Below are 17,405 nucleotides of genomic sequence, written 5' to 3' on the forward strand. Positions count from 1 at the left end.
ACAGGGCATTGCCTCCGGAGTGACCGGCTTTCTCCCCGCCGGATCTACAGGTGGTAATTAGGCATGACAATCAGGCTTTCTCCGGTTCGCTGTATTAAGGGCATGTCCCGTCCGGTGAGTGTCAGGGTCAGTTTCAGGCCATTTTTTCCGTACAGTTTTACCGGCGTGACCAGAAACCGGGAAACATTCACATAGCGGCTATCCGTGACCTTTTGCCAGCCGGTATCCCGGCAGCTGCGGGCGTCGCGCGTCCATTCCAGTGCCTGCTTATTCAGACGGTAGCCGAAATGCTCCCCGATTTTACGGACATTCCGCTCCCAGCGGCCATTGTGATTGAGGTCGTAAGCAACAATGATGCAACTGCCGTCTGTCTCGCCGCGCCGGGCGGCAATTTCCAGCGGTTTGCCCTGACAGTGCCCCCGGCAGAATGCCGTCCGCCGGAGATCTTTTTCCAGCCGCAAAAGGGTTTCCCGCATTATCGTATCCAGCTTGTATTGCCGGTATGTGTTCAGTACATCCTGCCCCAGCGCCGGAAAAAAGCGGGTGACCGTGACCAGAAGAATTGCACTGACAGCCATTCCCGCCAGCATTTCAAATAGCAGTGAACCCTTTTCCCGCCTTTTATTCAGCATGACGGTACTCCGGATATCGTGTCCGGCGTGCACAACCGTATACGGCCCGGGGCCGAGATAATCAGTTTTATCTGTCCCTGCGTATTTTCCAGTAAAAAGCTGGCAGCAGAGGCGGTATGCCGGGTTCCCCAGAACAATACGGTACCGGTCGTGCCGGAAACAATCCGGACACCTTCCATCGGTGTGAATCCTTCCGGATCATCATCACACCGTGCTGCGGATACCTGATGACAGGCCCGGCTTTTCTCACCAAACGTAACCGCGATTTTCCGTGTTTCGTTCAGATAGGTTGCTTTCAGTTTATGGCTGCTGAGATATTGCTGAAACAACGCAGCCGTTTCTGTCAGATAACGCCGCTCTCTGTGGCTTTCCCATGAAATATTAATAAATGAAACAGGTAATGCCATAATAAATAAAACAATAATGACTTCCATCAGCGATATCCCCCGTTCTGTCAGCATGTATTCATCCGTTCGTTTTCTCTGCCGAAAAAATAACGGATTTACCACTCCCGGAAAGACAAAACCGAAAAAAATGCGATGCAACAGGAAAAAAAATTCTGCGGAATACTGCAAATTCACATTCATTTTTCGTGTTGTACGGAAAAAAATTATCTGCCAGAGAAAAAAAGTGTGGAGTGAACAAAATGAAGGCGCTAAAAAGTACAGACACCACCGCTCTTTAACAATACGAAAATTAACTGATATAAAAACCAGCCGCCGGTACTGTATTTGAATATCAGTACCGGTGAGCCGGAAATAATCAGATAAAGAATAAAAAACCCACTAATGATTTTTATAAATAACAAAAACATTAACTCAATTATTAATATGGTTAATAGATTTAACACTGATAAAAAATCAAAATAATATTATCTTGTATTAAAAAAATGAAAATAATGTTATAATATAAAAACCATATACTGCGTCAACAGGAAAACGAAAGTGGAACAATATTTAGACATTGCAAAGCGGATTCTGGAGGAAGGGAAATGGATTGAGAATAAACGGACAGGTAAAAGATGCCTGACAATTATTAATGTCGATTTCACTTACCACGTTGACAAAAATGAGTTCCCGCTGGTGACCACCCGCAAGGCATTCTGGAAAGCCGCAATTGCAGAGATGCTGGGTTACTTACGCGGATATGACAGCGCCGCTCAGTTCAGAGCCATCGGCTGTAATACCTGGAACGCTAACGCCAATGAAAATACCGACTGGCTGGCAAACCCGAACCGCAAAGGTGAGGATGATATGGGCCGCGTTTATGGTGTTCAGGGACGGCAGCTGAAAGTATCCCCGACAGAAGCACAGTATGATTTATTATTATCATTAAATGATTCCGGAGATAAAGAAGGTGTTAAAACACTGATTAATGAACTGCGAAAAAATACATTCGATCAACTCCGTAAAGTCTATGATAATTTAAAAAAAGGAATTGATGACCGCGGTGAAATTATTTCATTCTGGAATCCCGGTGAATTTAATCAGGGTTGCCTGAGACCCTGCATGTTTATGCATCATTTCTCCGTTCTTGATGGCACATTATATTTAAACAGTTATCAGCGCAGTTGTGATTATGCACTGGGTTATGTTTTCAATGCGCCGCAATGTTATTTCCTGCTGGCTATTATGGCTCAGATAACCGGCCTGAAATGCGGTAAGGTTTATCACAAAGTGGTTAACCTTCATTTATATGAAGATCAGCTGGAATTAATGCGTGATGTCCAGATTGCACGTAAGCCATTTGCATCACCGAAACTGCATATTAACCCTGACATTAAAACGCTGGATGATTTAATGACATGGGTAACCACCGATGACTTCACAGTGACAGATTATCAGCACCACGACCCGATTAAATATCCGTTCTCTGTCTGAGAAACCATTAAACAGCCGCGCATAAAAAAACTGCATCCGTTACGATGCAGTTTTTTATTACTCACTAAAGCCTGATCTATTCCGGTGCGTTCTGTTTTCCGGTATTACTCTGCTTTTTATTACCCGGGCATTTGTATGCCCATACCATCATCAGTACACCAATAATAATCATCGGCACAGACAAAATCTGCCCCATGCTGATCCCGCCGAATAAACCAAGCTGGGCATCCGGCTGGCGGAAAAATTCCACAATGATACGGAACAGCCCATAGCCGATCAGGAACAGACCTGACACACTGCCCATCGGGCGGGATTTACGGACAAACACATTCAGAATGATAAAGAGGACGATCCCTTCCAGCAGCATTTCATACAGTTGCGACGGGTGACGCGGCAGAACGCCGTATTGCTCAAGCACCGGCATCAGAGACGGATCAGCAGCAGCCAGTTTCACGTCTTCACTGTAAGACGTCGGGAACAGAATGGCCCACGGCGTATCGAGTGTCACACGTCCCCACAGTTCGCCGTTAATAAAGTTACCTATACGCCCCATACCGAGACCAAACGGAATCAATGGTGCCACGAAGTCAGCAACCTGCAGGAAATGACGCTTCGTGCGGCGGGCAAACCACCACATAGCAATAATAACGCCCATCAGTCCGCCGTGGAATGACATACCGCCATCCCAGACTTTGAACAGGTACAGCGGGTTTTCCGCAAACAGCGGGAAGTTATAAAACAGCACATAGCCGATACGGCCGCCCAGGAAAACCCCCACAAACCCGGCATATAACAGTGTTTCAACTTCACTGCGTTTCCAGCCGCTGCCCGGTTTGTCTGCACGCCGGTTGGCCAGCCACATGGCAAACACAAACCCGACAAGATACATCAGCCCGTACCAGCGTAACGCCACCGGCCCCACAGAAAAAATAACAGGATCAAAATCCGGAAATGCCAGATAAGTGTTACTCATCGTACCTCACACTGTGTGTTGTATCCGGCTGCGGTTACAGCTCTGCCTGCCGCAGACCGGGATATATGACTGTAAGGACAGAACGGCCTCATCTCCGGAGTGCCGGTCAGGCACTGCCCCGGATAAGCTGTCCCAGTCCCTTGTTCTCAATAAACAGTTCCGCTTTTTCACGGATCTCAGCCGCTGTCTGCGCATCCAGCAATGATGCCAGCAGCGGCTCCAGTACTCCGGCATCCAGATGCCGCAGCAGATACTTAATACGCGGGATACTCCGCCCGTTCATACTCAGCTGACGGTATCCTAAACCAATCAGTATCATTGCACCTAACGGATTTGCCGCCATTTCCCCGCAAACCGAGACCGGGATCCCCAGCCGGGTGGTTTCAGTCCGGACAAAATTCAGCATACGCAGGACCGCCGGATGGAGCGAGTCATATAATGGTGCAACATGTGTATTATTCCGGTCAACCGCCAGCAGATACTGGGTTAAATCATTCGTACCGACAGAAATAAAATCAATATATTGTTTCAGCTCCGGCAGCATAAACAACAATGACGGCACTTCCAGCATCACACCTACCGGCGGACGTTCCACCCGTTCCCCGGTCAGTACCGATACTTCCTCACAGGCACGATCAAGCAGGCGGATGGCCTCTTCAACCTCCGCAAGCCCGGAAATCATCGGGAATAATATCTTCAGATTATTCAGCCCGATATTGGCCCGCAGCATGGCCCGCAACTGGATAAGAAAAATCTCCGGCTGATCCAGCATCACACGGATACCGCGCCAGCCCAGACACGGGTTTTCCTCGCTGATAGGCATATACGGCAGCTGCTTATCAGCACCGATATCCAGTGTCCGCAATACTACCGGTTTCCCGGCAAAGAGTTGCAGCATATCCTGATAACGGACTTTCTGCTCTTCTTCTGACGGAAAACCATTATGCACAAGAAACGGTATTTCCGTACGGTACAGGCCAATCCCGTCAATACTTTTGACGATTTTTTGCTCATACTTCAGACTGAGCCCGGCATTCAGCTGAACGGAAACCCGTTCGCCGCTTTTCAGTGCAGCTGAGTGGCTGAGCTCATCCTCGGCCAGTTGGCTGATAGCCTGCTCCTGCTCAATAATCTGGCTGAATTCCTGTGCTATCAGCGGCTCCGGTTCGATATACACCACGCCCCGGTAGCCATCGAGGATAAGCAGACGGTTGTGTAACAGCTCCGGCTGAATATCCGCGCCCATGATAACCGGAATACCCATCGCCCTGACCAGAATGGCGGAATGGGAATGTGTTGCCCCGTCACGCACCACCACACCGGCAAGCTGTTCCTGCGGCAGCTCTGCCAGCAGGCTGGCACTCAGTTCATCAGCCACCAGCACAAAGCGTTCCGGCCACTGGTTGCTGCCGGTAAAATTATCATCAAGATGGAATAACAGCCGCTGCCCGAGTGCACGCAAATCCGTGGCCCGCTCGCGCATATAGCTGTCCTGAAGCCCGGCAAACCGGCCCGCAAATTGCTCAATGACCGTTTTGACTGCCCATTCGGCCACAAACCCCTGCTCCACAATACTGTATAACCCTTTTTTCAGTTGCAGGTCATTCAGCAGATGGGAGTAGAGATCGAAAATAGCGGCACTCTCTTTTTGTGAGGCGGCATTAAAACGCTTGCTGATACGGCGGCACTCTGCCGTGGCATCCTCCAGCGCTTTATTCAGGCGGGCACGCTCCTGCACGCGGTCCAGTGCCGAGGCTTCAGAAACATTCTCAAGCACCGGCTGTGAACGATCTTCCCAGCCATAGGCCATCACAATCCCGGAAGAAACCGGAATTGCCTGGATCCGGGTCTGGCGGAACTGCCCGAACAACCCTTTGGTCTGAGCCTGAGCCAGCAGCACGGCAAGCTGCATCGCCAGAGTGACAATAAAAGACTCTTCCGTTTCACTGAACAGGCGTTTTTCTTTCTGCTGAACCACCAGCACGCCCAGTAACTGGCGGCGGTAAACCACCGGCGCACCGAGAAATGCACGCAGGTTGTCTTCTTTAACCTGGGGGAGATATTTAAAACCGGGGTGTTCGCGGACATCCGCGATATTGATAAGCTCGGCGCGGCGGCCGACATGACCGACCACACCTTCGCCGAAAGCAAGGCTGACAGCACGGCCGCGGGGCTTTTTCAGCCCCTGCGTTGCCATCAGATAAAAACAGTGATGCTGATTATCTGCCAGGTAGATGGAACAGACATCCGTTCCCATCGCCTGACAGGTTTCTTTAACCAGAAGCTCCAGCGCTTCCGCGAGATCGGCGGCGGCAGCCACTTTTTCAATCACTTCACGTAAACGCGTCAGCATCCGTTCCCCCTAATTCTGGCGCCGGCGACGGTAGGGAAACGGTGCCCGCACAGCCGTCGCTTCGCTGTTGGCAGGCATCACAACGGAAGAAAACTCTTTCATTACGCGGCGGTATACATCACGTTTGAAAGAGACCACCTGACGAACAGGATACCAATAGGTGACCCAGCGCCAGCCGTCAAATTCCGGCGACTTGCTGCGGGTCACATTGACCTCTTTGTCCTCGCAGAGCAGCTGAAGTAAAAACCAGCGCTGCTTCTGACCGATACAAACCGGTTTGGTATCCCAACGCACCAAACGTTTGGGTAATTTGTAGCGCAGCCAGTTGCGGGTGACCGCCAGGATACGCACATCTTTACGCGTTAAACCAACTTCCTCATACAATTCACGGTACATGGCCTGTTCCGGTGATTCGCCGGGATTGATACCTCCCTGAGGAAACTGCCACGAGTGCTGTCCGTAGCGGCGGGCCCATAAAACCTGGCCTTCCTTATTACAAATTACAATCCCGACATTCGGGCGGTAGCCATCATCATCAATCACTCGACTACCTCAGAAAAAAACTGAAAGATAGCCAATTGTTTCACACTCCCATCATGGGGTAAACCTCTGCACTCAAAATCCTTCAGCCCGCCGCATTTCCGGCTCTGACAGAAGAAAAACAACACGCCACGTTAACGGTTCCGGACAGTGGCAAATTCCTGAGAAAAACACTACACTATTCCTCTCTCAACGGGGTGCAGCTCCGGCTTTCCGGCCGGTGTTGCTGAGATAACACCCGAGGAACCTGATCCGGTTAATACCGGCGTAGGGATTTGAGCCGCCACTGCTGACAGCACAGCCTGTCGCCATCATGCTGCACTCAGATCCTTTGCCAATCCTTCCCTTACAGGAGCGCAAAGTGTTACAGAAACTGACCAGAAATATCATCGCAGGCGGCCTTGCTGCTCTGTTCTCTTTCCAGGCGGCTGCGGATAACAGCAAGCCGGTTCTGACTGTCTATACCTATGACTCATTTGTTGCTGAGTGGGGACCGGGGCCGGAAATTAAGAAAAACTTTGAAGCGCAATGCAACTGCGAACTGAAACTCGTCGGTCTGAGTGACGGCGTGACGCTGCTGAACCGTCTGCGGATGGAAGGTAAAAAATCACAGGCCGATATCATCTTAGGTCTGGATAACAACCTGATGCAGGCGGCTCTGGATACCGGACTGTTTAAAGAAAGCAATGTTGATCAGTCAAAACTGGTGCTGCCGGTCAAATGGGAAAGCAAAACCTTTATTCCTTATGACTATGGCTGGTTTGCTTTTATCTACAACAAAGACACCCTGCCGAACCCGCCGAAAAGCATGAAAGAACTGCTTAACAGTGATCAGAAGCTGACCATTATTTATCAGGATCCGCGCACCAGCACACCGGGACTGGGATTACTGCTGTGGATGGAAAAACTCTACGGGGATGATGTGGCGGCACAGTGGGCCAAAATGGCGAACAAGACCCTGACGGTCACCAAAGGCTGGAGTGAATCTTACGGCCTGTTCCTGAAAGGTGAAGCTGACCTGGTACTGAGTTATACCTCTTCGCCTGGTTACCACATGCTGGCAGATAACAAAGATAACTATGCCGCAGCACTGTTTGAGGAAGGACATTATCTTCAGGTGGAAATGGCAGGTGTACTGGCCTCCTCAAAACACCCGGCACTGGCGGAACAGTTCATGCAGTTTATGCTGACACCGGATTTCCAGAAAACGCTGCCGACCACCAACTGGATGTATCCTGTGATTGATATGCCGCTGCCGCCGGTTTACGACAAAATGCCGAAACCGGCGAAAACGCTGGAATTTGATGCAAAAGAAGTGGCGAAAGAGCGCAATCAGTGGATACGGATATGGCAAAACGCAGTCAGCCGTTAATTGCCGCGTACCTGATACCGGGCGCACTCGCGTCCGGTCTTCTTCTGGTCGTTGCTGTCAGTGCCTTCGGGGCGCTGTGGTTTAACACACCGGATACAGACTGGCAGCAGATATGGGATGACAGCTACCTGTGGCATGTCGTCCGCTTTACCTTCTGGCAGGCTTTCTTATCCGCACTCTTTTCCGTTATCCCGGCTGTTTTCCTGGCCCGGGCACTCTGGCGCCGACGTTTCCCGGGACGGACGGTCTTTCTGCGGTTATGCGCGATGACGCTGGTACTGCCCGTGCTGGTAGCCGTATTCGGTATTCTGTCAGTTTACGGACGTAACGGCTGGCTGGCACATATTTCCGGTTTTCTGGATCTGGACTATACCTTCTCCCCGTACGGATTACAGGGCATTCTGCTGGCGCACATCTTCTTCAATATGCCGCTTGCCACCCGGATGCTGTATCAGCAGCTCGATAATATTGCCACGGAGCAGAGACAGCTCGCCGCTCAGCTTAATATGAATGAATGGCAGCATTTCCGGATTGTGGAGTGGCCTTATCTGCGCCGTCAGTTGCTGCCGACCGCCGCACTGATTTTTATGCTCTGCTTTGCCAGTTTTGCCACGGTGCTGGCACTCGGTGGCGGCCCGGCGGCAACTACCATTGAACTGGCGATTTATCAGGCACTGAATTATGACTTTGATATTGGCCGCGCTGCCCTGCTGGCGCTGATCCAGCTGGTGTGCTGCATCGGGCTGGTGCTCGTCAGCCAGCATTTGTCCGGTCATTTTTCTGTCGGCTTTACCCAGTCACTGCAATGGCGCAACCCGCAGGACACGCTGCCGCGCAGACTGGCTGACGGCCTGATCATCCTCTGTGCCCTGCTGTTTCTGCTGCCGCCGTTTTTTGCCATCATCGCGGACGGTCTGAATCCGGGATTACTGCCGGTCCTGCAGCAACCGGCACTGTGGCGAGCTTTTTTCACCTCGCTCGGAATTGCGCTGGCTTCCGGTTTTATCTGTGTGCTGCTGACCATGATGCTGTTATGGAGCAGCCGTGAACTGCGGCTGCGGCAGGCGGTCAGAGCAGGACAGGCCATGGAGCTTTCCGGGCTGGTGATCCTCGCCATGCCGGGAATTGTACTGGCTACCGGGTTTTTCCTGCTGCTCAACAGCACGACCGGCACCACTGATTTGGGAGCAATTCCATACGGGCTGGTGATCCTGACCAACGCGCTGATGGCGATTCCGTATGCACTGAAAGTGCTGGATAACCCGATGCGTGACCTGGCTGAACGCTATAACCCGCTCTGTCTCTCGCTGAATATCAGCGGCTTCAACCGGCTGAAACTGATTGAACTGAAGGCTCTCCGTAACCCGCTGGCACAGGCAGTGGCATTTGCCAGTGTGCTGTCGGTCGGGGATTTTGGTGTGATAGCCCTTTTCGGTAATGAAGATTTCCGCACACTGCCGTTCTATCTTTATCAGCAGATCGGCGCTTACCGCAATGCGGATGCCGCGGTCACTGCGCTGCTCCTGTTTTTACTCTGTTTCGGGCTGTTTACCGTTCTGGAACGTCTGCCGGGGAAACGCCCATGATTAATTTTGATCATATTCTTTACCGCTATCAGCAACAGACCATGAATTTTCATTTTTCCGTTGCCGCAGGAGAAAAAATTGCCATTCTCGGCCCGAGCGGGGCGGGTAAAAGTACCCTGCTGTCACTGATTGCCGGGTTTCAGTTTGCCGAAAGCGGTACTATTTTGCTGAATAATGAAGATCACACCCGCACACCGCCCGCTTCACGCCCGGTATCCATGCTGTTTCAGGAAAATAACCTGTTTGCTCACCTGACGGCGGAACAGAATATCGCCCTCGGTTTTCATCCCGGTATGAAACTGAATGCGGCGCAAAAAGTGCAGCTGGAACAGATCGCTGAACAGGTTTCGCTGACACCACTGCTGAAACGGCTGCCATCACAGCTTTCCGGCGGTCAGCGCCAGCGGGTGGCACTGGCACGGTGCCTGGTGCGTTCCCAGCCGGTTTTGCTGCTGGATGAACCTTTCTCCGCACTGGATCCGGCACTGCGCAATGAAATGCTGGCACTGCTGGAAACCATCTGTGATTCACGGCAGCTGACACTGATGATGGTCTCCCACAATACAGATGACGCGGCCAGAATCGCGCCCCGCGCGATGGTGGTGGATAACGGTACCATTGCCTTTGACGGCAGTACCGCCGCCCTGGTCAGCGGTGAGGTTCCCCAGGCTCAGATCCTCGGTATCCGTCCGTAAACCGCACCTTAAATACTGTATATATCCACACCACTCTGCTATAGTTATTTTTTCATCAGCAGAACGGACAAAATGATGGCAGGGCACAACAGTTTTCCCTCCCGTCAGGTGGCAGCACCGGCGGAAGCCGGTTTTATTCTGACCCGTCACTGGTCTGATACCCCGCGCGGTATTGAGGTCCGTTACTGGCTGGCGACAGATAACGGGCCACGGCATGTTTCTGTTCCGCTGCAGCAGGCTGTCGGCTTTGTCCCGCACCGGGAGCTGGCGGAAAGCCGTCCCTTCATTAACAACATTCCCGGCGCCACACTGACAGCACCTCCGCTAAAGGATTTTCATCAGGATGATGTCAGTGCCGTTTACTGCCGCCAGTACCGCCAGTTACAGCAGCTGGAAAAACAGCTCGGCGAACAGCATCTGCACCTTTATGAAGCGGATATCCGCCCCTGCGAGCGCTATCTGATGGAGCGTTTTATCACCGCCGCTGTCTGGGTGCAGCCACAGCCGGATGGTCATGTGCTGATGAAACCGCATCCGGATTACCGCCCGGCGCTGAAAATCGTTTCTCTGGATATCGAAACCACGGAGTTCGGTGATCTTTACTCCATCGGGCTCTCCGGTTGCGGTGCTGATACTGTTTTTATGCTCGGCCCGGAGAACGGCACACCGCTGACCAATCCTGATTTCACGCTGGAGTATGTCCCGCGCCGCCCGGATCTGCTTCACCGTCTGAACCAGTGGCTGGCGGAACATGATCCGGACATGATAATCGGCTGGAGCCTGATCCAGTTTGATCTGCGCATTCTGCAGCGCCATGCGGAAAAATATCAGATCCCGCTGATTTTCGGCCGTAATAATGCCCCGCTTTCCTGGCGGGAGCACGGCTTCAAACCCGGACAATTTTTTGCCGGTGCTCCGGGGCGGCTGATTATTGACGGTATCGATGCCCTGAAAGCCGCGACCTGGCAGTTCCCGTCTTTCAGTCTGGAGGCCGTGTCTCAGACACTGCTCGGCGAGGGCAAAGACAGCGATTCCCCGTATGACCGCATGGATGAAATCAACCGCCGTTTCCGTGAGGATAAACCGGCGCTGGCACGGTATAACCTTCAGGACTGCCGTCTGGTCACCCGGATTTTTGAGCACACCCATCTGACAGAATTTTTACTGGCGCGGGCTGCCGTAACCGGCCTGGCACCGGATCGCATGGGGGGTTCTGTCGCCGCCTTCACCCATCTTTATCTGCCGCCGATGCACCGTAAAGGCTATGTCGCACCCGACCCCGGCGAGAAACCCGGTGAGCCGATACCGGGCGGCTTTGTGATGGATTCTGCCCCGGGATTATATGACTCGGTGGTGGTGCTGGATTTTAAAAGCCTGTACCCCTCCATTATCCGCACTTTTCTCATCGACCCGATTGGTATGGTAGAAGGTCTTGCCGCACCGGAACAGGCGGTTCCCGGGTTTAAGGGGGCGTATTTTTCCAGGGAAACCAACTGCCTGCCGGATATCGTCAACCGAATCTGGCATGAGCGGGATATGGCAAAACTGGCAGGGGATAAGCCGCTGTCGCAGGCACTGAAAATTATTATGAATGCGTTTTGTGGTGTTCTGGGTGCCGCCGGATGCCGTTTTTATGATCCGCGCCTGACCTCCTCCGTCACCATGCGCGGACATGACATCATGCGCAAAACCCGCACTATTATTGAGTCTCTGGGTTATCAGGTCATTTACGGCGACACCGATTCCACCTTTGTCTGGCTGAAAAATGCGCACAGTGAAGCCGGTGCGGAACGTATCGGACGCTGGCTGGTGGAAGAGATCAATCAGTGGTGGCAGACACATTTAAAGGATGAATACGGGCTGACCTCTGCCCTGGAAATTGAGTATGAAACCCACTACCGGCGTTTTCTGATGCCGACAATCCGCGGAACTGACCTCGGCAGCAAGAAACGGTATGCGGGGCTTTCGGGGGATAACATGGTCTTTCGCGGGCTGGAGACGGTCCGCAGTGACTGGACACCGCTGGCACAGCATTTCCAGCAAACCCTGTACCGGCTGATTTTCGATAAAATGCCGTATCAGCAGTTTATCCGTGATTATGTCCGTGACACACTCGCGGGACGCTACGATGACCGGCTGGTGTACCGCAAGCGTCTGCGCCGTCCGCTGGCGGATTATCAGCGTAATGTGCCGCCTCATGTCAAAGCGGCCAGAATGGCGGATGAGTATAATGTCCGCATGAATCGTCCGCCGCAGTACCAGCGCGGTGCGGGGATAAGCTATATTATTACCCGCTCCGGGCCGCAGCCGCTGGAGATTCTGACGGCACCGCCGGACTATGAGCATTACATTAATAAACAACTGATGCCGATAGCCGACGCCATTCTGCCTTTCCTGGAGGATAACTTCACCACATTGTTAACCGGGCAATTATTGATGCCATTTTAATTTTGCCATTTTACAGGTGACGATGCGGATCTTATGGATTAACATAGCGCCCCTTTACTGCTTTTAACACCGGAGCAGAGTGATGCAGCTGACGCTGCTGTTCTGACTGTCGGTGTTTTTTCCCGGTGAATACAATGCCGTTTTTGTATCACCGGTAATGATGTCCACAGCATTTTTCTAATTAGCCCTGAATAACAGAATCGAGCCAAAAATATGCCGTTTACTCTTGGTCAACGCTGGATAAGCGATACTGAAAGCGAGCTGGGATTAGGTACAGTTGTATCTGTCGACGCCCGGATGATCACCCTTCTTTTCCCTGCCACCGGTGAAAACCGTCTCTATGCCGCAGCCGATGCCCCTATCACCCGTGTGATGTTCAACGAAGGGGATACCGTTACCAGTCACGAAGGCTGGCAGCTCAGTGTGACCGCCGTTGAAGAGAGCGACGGATTATTAACCTATACCGGGCAGCGTACCGATACCGGTGAGGAAAATGTCCGCCTGCGCGAAGTGTTTCTCGACAGTAAACTGACATTTAATAAACCTCAGGATCGCCTGTTTGCCGGTCAGATTGACCGTATGGATCGCTTTGCGCTGCGCTACCGTGCCCGCAAATTCCTGAGTGAAGAGTACCGCCGCGCCACCAGCGGCCTGCGCGGCATCCGCGCCAGCCTGATCCCGCATCAGCTGTTTATCGCCAATGAAGTCGGTAAACGCCACGCGCCGCGTGTTCTGCTGGCGGACGAAGTGGGCCTGGGTAAAACCATTGAAGCCGGGATGATTATCCACCAGCAGTTAATGGCCGGACGCGCCGAGCGTGTGCTGATTATCGTACCGGAAAGCCTTCAGTACCAATGGCTGGTGGAAATGCTGCGCCGTTTCAATCTGCGGTTTTCTCTGTTCGATGACAGCCGCTACACCGAAGCACAGCACGAGAGTGACAACCCGTTTGAGACCGAACAGCTGGTATTATGCTCGCTGGATTTTGTCCGCAAGAGCAAGCCGCGTTTTGAACACCTGGCTGAAGCCGGCTGGGATATGCTGGTGGTGGATGAAGCACACCATCTGGTCTGGAGCGAAGAAGCGCCAAGCCGTGAGTATCAGGTGATTGAAACCCTGGCAGAAAGCATTCCGTCTGTACTCCTGCTGACCGCCACTCCGGAACAGCTGGGCATGGAGAGCCACTTTGCGCGTCTGCGCCTGCTGGACCCGAACCGTTTCCATGATTTCGAAACCTTTGTTGCCGAACAGCAAAAATATCAGCCGGTTGCCGATGCGGTCACTCTGCTGCTCGACCGCGCACCGCTGACCAAAGATCAGCAAAATGCCATTCATGACCTGATCGCCGAACAGGATATTGAGCCGCTGCTGAAAGCCGCCAATACCGACAGTGAAGACGGCGAAAATGCCCGTCGCGAGCTTATCAGCATGCTGATGGACAGACACGGCACCAGCCGCCTGCTGTTCCGCAACACCCGCAACGGTGTGAAAGGCTTCCCACGCCGCGAACTGAAAGCGATTAAGATGCCTCTGCCGGCACAGTATCAGACCGCGATTAAAGTCGCCGGGATCATGGGCAGCAAAAAAACCACTGAAATCAAAGCCCGTGAAATGCTCTATCCGGAGCAAATTTATCAGGAATTTGAAGGCGAAAACGCCACCTGGTGGAACTTCGATCCGCGTGTTGAATGGCTGCTCGGCTTCCTGCTGGCAAACCGCAATGAAAAAGTGCTGGTAATTTGTGCCCAGGCCGCAACCGCTCTGCAGCTGGAGCAGGTTCTGCGCGAGCGCGAAGGCATCCACGCTGCGGTTTTCCATGAGAATATGTCCCTGCTGGAACGCGACCGGGCGGCGGCCTACTTTGCCTCCGAAGAGGAAGGCGCACAGGTGCTGCTCTGCTCTGAAATCGGTTCTGAAGGGCGTAACTTCCAGTTTGCCAATCAGCTGGTGATGTTCGATCTGCCGTTTAACCCGGATCTGCTGGAGCAGCGTATCGGGCGCCTCGACCGTATCGGTCAGAAACGCGATATTCAGATCAGTATTCCGTATCTGGAAAATACCGCACAGGCCGTGCTGCTGCGCTGGTTCCACGAAGGTCTGGAAGCCTTTGAATATACCTGTCCGACCGGCCGCACCATCTATGACCGCTATTACGACAGACTGATTAACCTGATGGCAAACCCGGCGGATCTCAGTGGTTTTGATGAATTTATCGCGGAATGCCGGAAGACTCATGATGTCCTGAAACAACAGCTGGAACAGGGCCGTGACCGCCTTCTGGAAATGCATTCCAACGGCGGCGAAGCCGGTAATGAGCTGGCCGCTGAAATTGCGGATCAGGATGAAGATACCGAACTGGTCACCTTTGCCCTGAATCTGTTTGATATTGTCGGCATCAATCAGGATGACCGCAGCGATAACATGATAGCCCTGACTCCGTCTGACCACATGCTGGTGCCGGATTTTCCGGGTCTGCCGGAAGACGGCTGCACCATCACCTTTAAGCGTGAACAGGCATTGTCCCGCGAAGACACACAGTTTATCAGCTGGGAACACCCGATTATCCGCAACGGTCTGGATCTGGTCCTGTCCGGTGATACCGGCAGCTGTGCGGTCTCCGTGCTGAAAAACAAAGCCCTGCCGGTCGGCACACTGCTGACAGAGCTGATTTATGTGGTGGAAGCACAGGCTCCGAAGAATCTGCAGCTGACCCGCTTCCTGCCGCCGACACCGGTGCGTCTGCTGATGGATGTGAAAGGCAATAATCTGGCATCTCAGGTGGAGTTTGAAAGCTTTAACCGCCAGCTGAATGCCGTAAACCGCCATACCGGCAGTAAGTTTGTCAATGCGGTGCAAAATGAGGTGCATCAGGTGCTGCGTCTGTCTGAAGACGTGGTTGCCGGTCAGGCCCGTGAGCTGATTACCGCAGCGAAAGCAATGGCAGATCAGCACCTTACTCTGGAACACGACCGCCTGCTGGCACTGAAATCGGTTAACCCGAACATCCGTGATGACGAGCTTGATGCCATTGAAGAAGAACGTCAGCAAATCCTGTCACATCTGGATGATGCCAACTGGCGCCTGGATGCTATCCGGCTGATTGTCGTTTCGCATCAGTAACCTGTATCCCGGCAGAGAATATCTGCCGGGTCTCTGATTTGGTGATCCCATGCTAATGGAACCCTATAACCCGCCTGCCGCTCCCTGGCTGAACATCCTCTGGCAGGATGAAAGTATCATTGTGGTGAATAAACCAAGCGGACTGCTTTCCGTACCCGGCCGTGCGCCCGAACATAAAGACAGTGTGATGACACGAATTCAGCGTGATTATCCTGCCGCAGAATCTGTTCATCGTCTGGATATGGCAACCAGCGGTATTATTGTGGTTGCGCTGACCAAAGCCGCCGAGCGGGAGCTTAAACGGCAGTTCCGCGAACGGGAACCGAAAAAAAACCTATGTTGCCCGTATCTGGGGACGCCTGGAGCCGGAAACCGGCATGGTGGATTTACCGCTGATTTGTGACTGGCCGAACCGGCCGAAACAGAAAGTGTGTTTTGAAACCGGCAAACCGGCTCAGACAGGTTATGAAGTGCTGGAATATGAGGAAAATGCCACGCGGGTAAGACTGTTTCCGGTTACCGGGCGTTCGCATCAGTTGCGGGTGCATATGCTGGCACTGGGACACCCGATTCTGGGGGACCGTTTTTATGCACACGATGAAGCAAGAGCCGCAGCGCCCCGGCTGCAGCTTCATGCAGAGGCGCTGTCTGTCACACATCCGGCAAACGGCAAGCCGATGCATTTTACTTGTAAATCAGATTTTTAGTGGATTAACACGGTCACCGAATTCATTGAGGCAAGAATCAGGCAAAGTGCTAATCCCGCTACTCCGATAAGAACACGGGTATTGGCCATGGATCATATCCTTAACATATTTAATAAAATATTTACGTAATTTTTCAACTGCATTTATATTTTATAGCAATTATATGAAAAGAATATGATCCGCCCTGCACTTTCCCGGCAACATGTTTTACACCTTTAAAACGGTATTAAACGGGATTATTTAAAGCCTTTCTCTTTTTTAATGAGATCATATGCTGCCTGGATAGATTGCGCTTTCTCTTTCGCCAGCTCCATCATTTCCGGTGGTAATCCCTTCGCCACCAGTTTATCCGGGTGATGTTCACTCATCAGCTTGCGGTAGGCGCGTTTGATGACAGTACTGTCGTCGCTTTCTTTCACGCCCAGCACCCGGTAAGCGGCGGCAAGGTCTGCGGTCTGATCGCGGTAATAACCCTGCTGAGACTGCTGCTGCCAATTACCGCTCTGTGCCCCGCCGTGCATCTGCGCCTGCATCATTGCCAGTACATTTTCAAACTGATGACGCGGGATCCCCAGCTCTTCGGCGATCACCAGGAGTACCTGGCGTTCATTCGGATGCAGCTCCCCGTCACCAAACGCCGCCTGGATCTGGATTTCCAGAAACATGCGCAGTAAATCCGCCCGCCCGTAACAGGCGCGGCGTAACTGGCGCAGTGCATCGCGCAGCGGGAAACCGGCCGCTTTACCTTCACGGAAAGCATTCTGAGCCTGAGTCCGTGCACTGCCGTGCAACTGCATGCGATCCATCAGGGCGGTGGCCAGATAAATGTCTGACTCCGTTACCCGGCCTTTTGATTTGGTCAGATGCCCCAGAATCTGAAAGGTTGTACTGAAAAAGAGTGCCTGTCTGGACTGATTGTTGCTGAATGAGCCACCCAATTGCTGACTGCGGACTTTATCAATCGCATGACCAATAAGAAAGCCGAGAAAAATACCCCAAAAACCGGCCCCTGACGCCATGCCTAATAAAATTCCGATGATTTTTCCCAAATAGTGCATATACTCCTCAATTCAACAATGCCCTTGGCGCAATTTTGCAT

Annotated in this window: 12 protein-coding genes, 1 pseudogene and 1 riboswitch; of the genes and pseudogenes, 7 read left to right on the forward strand and 6 right to left on the reverse strand. The window is 52.5% G+C overall.

Annotated elements, in window-relative coordinates; all coding sequences use genetic code 11:
- Window positions 1–44: 44 nt before the first annotated feature.
- Together JL661_RS15490 and JL661_RS15495 are read right to left on the reverse strand one after the other, a co-directional pair.
- Window positions 45–632: a prepilin peptidase-dependent protein gene (locus tag JL661_RS15490; RefSeq protein ID WP_004237191.1), complete on the reverse strand. Its 588-nt coding sequence runs from the start codon at window positions 630–632 to the stop codon at window positions 45–47.
- Window positions 626–1,093, reverse strand: a complete 468-nt coding sequence (locus tag JL661_RS15495; RefSeq protein WP_004237190.1) for a hypothetical protein — start codon at window positions 1,091–1,093, stop codon at window positions 626–628. The genes JL661_RS15490 and JL661_RS15495 overlap by 7 nt, the downstream gene beginning before the upstream one ends.
- A gap of 483 nt (window positions 1,094–1,576) precedes the next feature.
- On the opposite strand from JL661_RS15495, the gene thyA reads away from it, so the two are divergent.
- On the forward strand, window positions 1,577–2,512 hold the full coding sequence (thyA, locus tag JL661_RS15500; RefSeq protein WP_062773207.1) for a thymidylate synthase: 936 nt from the start codon (window positions 1,577–1,579) through the stop codon (window positions 2,510–2,512).
- Window positions 2,513–2,588: 76 nt separating this feature from the next.
- On the opposite strand, the gene lgt is transcribed toward thyA, so the two are convergent.
- The 3 genes from lgt to rppH all read right to left on the reverse strand — a co-directional run bounded on the left by lgt (window position 2,589) and on the right by rppH (window position 6,381).
- The gene (lgt, locus tag JL661_RS15505; RefSeq protein WP_004237185.1) at window positions 2,589–3,485 is read right to left on the reverse strand and encodes a prolipoprotein diacylglyceryl transferase; all 897 of its coding nucleotides are present in this window, start codon (window positions 3,483–3,485) and stop codon (window positions 2,589–2,591) included.
- A gap of 106 nt (window positions 3,486–3,591) precedes the next feature.
- The gene (gene ptsP / locus JL661_RS15510) at window positions 3,592–5,838 is read right to left on the reverse strand and encodes a phosphoenolpyruvate--protein phosphotransferase (protein ID WP_062773204.1); all 2,247 of its coding nucleotides are present in this window, start codon (window positions 5,836–5,838) and stop codon (window positions 3,592–3,594) included.
- A gap of 9 nt (window positions 5,839–5,847) precedes the next feature.
- Window positions 5,848–6,381, reverse strand: coding sequence for an RNA pyrophosphohydrolase (rppH, locus tag JL661_RS15515; protein ID WP_015422452.1), 534 nt, complete (start codon window positions 6,379–6,381; stop codon window positions 5,848–5,850).
- 180 nt (window positions 6,382–6,561) lie between these two features.
- Window positions 6,562–6,670: riboswitch (TPP riboswitch) on the forward strand.
- Between the two features lie 69 nt (window positions 6,671–6,739).
- On the opposite strand from rppH, the gene thiB reads away from it, so the two are divergent.
- The 6 genes and pseudogenes from thiB to rluA all read left to right on the forward strand — a co-directional run bounded on the left by thiB (window position 6,740) and on the right by rluA (window position 16,306).
- Window positions 6,740–7,750, forward strand: coding sequence for a thiamine ABC transporter substrate binding subunit (gene thiB / locus JL661_RS15520; protein ID WP_004242184.1), 1,011 nt, complete (start codon window positions 6,740–6,742; stop codon window positions 7,748–7,750).
- A complete protein-coding gene (gene thiP / locus JL661_RS15525; protein WP_046024416.1) occupies window positions 7,726–9,336 on the forward strand; it encodes a thiamine/thiamine pyrophosphate ABC transporter permease ThiP in 1,611 nt (536 codons plus the stop codon). Before thiB ends, thiP begins: the two co-directional genes overlap by 25 nt.
- Entirely contained in the window at window positions 9,333–10,031 is a 699-nt protein-coding gene (gene thiQ / locus JL661_RS15530; RefSeq protein ID WP_004237179.1) for a thiamine ABC transporter ATP-binding protein ThiQ, read from the forward strand. Before thiP ends, thiQ begins: the two co-directional genes overlap by 4 nt.
- Window positions 10,032–10,103: 72 nt before the next feature.
- A complete protein-coding gene (locus tag JL661_RS15535) occupies window positions 10,104–12,479 on the forward strand; it encodes a DNA polymerase II (RefSeq protein ID WP_062773201.1) in 2,376 nt (791 codons plus the stop codon).
- A gap of 213 nt (window positions 12,480–12,692) precedes the next feature.
- Window positions 12,693–15,599 (forward strand): RNA polymerase-associated protein RapA, encoded by a 2,907-nt coding sequence (gene rapA / locus JL661_RS15540; RefSeq protein WP_036409232.1) that lies wholly within the window; start codon window positions 12,693–12,695, stop codon window positions 15,597–15,599.
- 49 nt (window positions 15,600–15,648) lie between these two features.
- Window positions 15,649–16,306: pseudogene (gene rluA, locus JL661_RS15545) on the forward strand (bifunctional tRNA pseudouridine(32) synthase/23S rRNA pseudouridine(746) synthase RluA).
- Window positions 16,307–16,542: 236 nt separating this feature from the next.
- Here the strand turns inward: rluA and djlA are convergent.
- On the reverse strand, window positions 16,543–17,364 hold the full coding sequence (gene djlA / locus JL661_RS15550) for a co-chaperone DjlA (protein WP_004242174.1): 822 nt from the start codon (window positions 17,362–17,364) through the stop codon (window positions 16,543–16,545).
- Between the last annotated feature and the right edge of the window lie 41 nt (window positions 17,365–17,405).

Origin of the sequence: Morganella morganii, assembly GCF_019243775.1 — a bacterium.
GTDB lineage: Bacteria > Pseudomonadota > Gammaproteobacteria > Enterobacterales > Enterobacteriaceae > Morganella > Morganella morganii.